General features: G+C 37.5%; 4 protein-coding genes. All 4 read right to left on the bottom strand.

Annotated features, from left to right (window positions below; translation table 11 throughout):
- Positions 1-4 precede the first annotated feature (4 nt).
- The gene (locus ACFQ3N_RS01635) at positions 5-265 is read right to left on the bottom strand and encodes a hypothetical protein (RefSeq protein ID WP_390358944.1); all 261 of its coding nucleotides are present in this window, start codon (positions 263-265) and stop codon (positions 5-7) included.
- Positions 266-354: 89 nt separating this feature from the next.
- Positions 355-834 carry a YkyB family protein gene (locus tag ACFQ3N_RS01630; RefSeq protein WP_390358942.1) on the bottom strand — a complete coding sequence of 160 codons (480 nt, stop codon included), beginning with the start codon at positions 832-834 and terminating at the stop codon, positions 355-357.
- Between the two features lie 112 nt (positions 835-946).
- Positions 947-1,528 (bottom strand): SCO family protein, encoded by a 582-nt coding sequence (locus ACFQ3N_RS01625; RefSeq protein WP_390358940.1) that lies wholly within the window; start codon positions 1,526-1,528, stop codon positions 947-949.
- 420 nt (positions 1,529-1,948) lie between these two features.
- The gene (locus tag ACFQ3N_RS01620) at positions 1,949-2,176 is read right to left on the bottom strand and encodes a penicillin-binding protein (protein ID WP_390358938.1); all 228 of its coding nucleotides are present in this window, start codon (positions 2,174-2,176) and stop codon (positions 1,949-1,951) included.
- Between the last annotated feature and the right edge of the window lie 138 nt (positions 2,177-2,314).

The following is a 2,314-nucleotide window of genomic DNA, read 5'->3' as shown; positions in this document are numbered from 1 at the left end:
ACGATTACCCAAGAAGCCCCCACTTCAAGCAACCCGTAAGGGTGGTAAGTGGTGGGAGTAGTTCACTACCCAACTGCTCGTGCATGGCTTCCATCCAAGTAATAACTTGTTGAAATAACTCGGGTGGGGTTGTTTGTTTGCTATCTGCTAAATTCATTACCATCTTCTTTTCTGAATCTGTAAGTTTGTCATATTTATCTTTGAGAATATGGGATTGACTGGCAAAGCCATTGAGTTCATACATAAAATCGTTTAGCTCTGTCATAACACTACCTCCTTTATGTATCCTATTACCTGATTTTGGAGGAATGAAACATGAAAAGCGCATGTACAAGAAGGTACATGCGTCATGAATCAGTAGTTTCGAAATGACTTGCTAGGGGGCCATTCCATTTTCCCTAAAGATGAAGGGGTGTAATAGGAAGAAGTGTATTGCTTTTTACGAGTTGGTTGTTTTTGCTCAGGTGTCCAATCGATATAGCGGTATACAACTTTTTTTGCTTGTGATAAAGACATTTTCGTTTGAGGATTTCGATAATTTTGATCAAGGGTACCTAAGTGTTTGAGTTCTTTGAAGTCTTCTTTAGTTGGAGGTATATGAAAGTAATAATTATCGACCTTTACTAGTAATGTTGAATGCTGATTACTGAATTTTGGATGCTCTGAGAAGTGGAGACCAACTTTTTTAGCTTTCTTTTCTTTTAAGAGTCTACTAATTGCTTCTTTTTTGATGTAATATAGATGCTTTGGTTCTGGTGCAGTTTTTGCATGGCGATTAATTGTATAGATTGCTCTAGCGAGATCACTTAAAGAAACAGTTTGTTTATCGTTCACTCTTTTATTCCTCCTTTCATTATATTTATGTTTCTGCTTGTCTATATCCTACCGTAAAGCTTGTCTACTTGCAATAAGAAAAAAAGGAGCAGATTACTCTGCGCCCTAATTGTTACTGCATATTTTGAATATCTTCTACGATCAGTTCCATTTCAGCTGGTTTTCTACCATCATACATTTTGATAGCATTCCCTTCTGGAGATACAAGGAAAAAGCGTACGCTGTGGAGAAGTTGATCTGAATCTGCTATTTCTTCTAATGGGGATTTAAAAGACTTAACGGAAAATTCCTTAATTTCATCAAATTCATATCCTGTTAAGAAATCCCAATTATCAAATGATGCTTGATGTTCTTCCCCAAATTGTTTTAATGCCTCTTGTGTATCATTTTCAGGATCGGCACTAAAAGATACTAATTGTACATCATCGAGTCCTGCCTCATTTAATTGTGTCTGTAATCTAGCCATATTAGCAGTCATCGGGGGACATACGGTATCACAATTAGTAAAGATAAAATCTGCAACCCAAAACTTCCCATCAAGGTCATTACTTTTATTAATAGTTTCACCATCTTGGTTTGTATAGGAAAAATCCTGGACCTCATATTTAAAGTCACCTTCATATTTTTCCCCACACGCACTCAACATAACAATCAGTAGTAGAAAGAAAAAGATCAATGAATACTTGTTCATCATATGTATTGCCTCCAATTAATTGAAATCGAGTATAGTGTAGCATGGAAACTTGCAAAAGACTATGGATAAACTGTTACGATTTGAAAAACAAAAAAGGTTTGATCTGTTCATTAGATCAAACCTTTTTCAAAAGTAAAGAAAACATATAACTTGAAAGTTTTGTACATTTATCTATAGAATTTGCCACGTCCAGTTCCGATGTACAGGACAAGGAATGCTTCCCTGAAAAACATCGCACGGAGAAAAAGCGTTTTTCTTTTTCAAGGACGTGGCGTTTTCATCGGCCATCGCCTAGACACTCGGGGACATAAGCAGTTCGACTTTGGTAAAGGCATCCACACTACGCGATCTGCTTATGCTTGTCGTATCTTTCAAGGCTTTTCTAGCTTTTGTTCATGGTTAAGGTACTTACCAAGATTCTTAATAGTAATAAGGGTAGTAGCCGTAATTATACGGGTAGTACGGTGGTGGCGGTGGAGGAGGGTATGGATAGTATCCTCCAGGACGGTTAAATGCACCATAAAGAACTGGTGCGAAGGCTAACCCAGTTAAAAAAGGTAATACAGGAAATACCCGCTCATCACGGTTAGGGTGGTTTATCATGTTACTGACTGGTCTTACATGCTCATGTGCAACTGGATAATTCAACGTAATCTCCCTTTCATAAAAGGTTCACAAAATAGTTTATGTGACCTTAGGTGAATAGGAGCTTGGCTGATTTAAAAATGGTCAAAATCAAGCAACATCGAGCAATTCCTTCGGAGTACACCATCAAATCTTGTACCC

It is taken from the genome of Virgibacillus byunsanensis (assembly GCF_042675965.1).
GTDB lineage: Bacteria > Bacillota > Bacilli > Bacillales > Amphibacillaceae > Virgibacillus_R > Virgibacillus_R byunsanensis.
The sequence above is the reverse complement of the archived record's forward strand: the minus strand, read 5'-3'. Positions and strand labels throughout refer to the sequence as shown.

Coding starts and splice junctions, on each gene's coding strand:
- ACFQ3N_RS01635 (WP_390358944.1), bottom strand. CDS start 265: ATGACAGAGCTAAACGATTTTATGTATGAACTCAATGGCTTTGCCAGT.
- ACFQ3N_RS01625 (WP_390358940.1), bottom strand. CDS start 1,528: ATGATGAACAAGTATTCATTGATCTTTTTCTTTCTACTACTGATTGTT.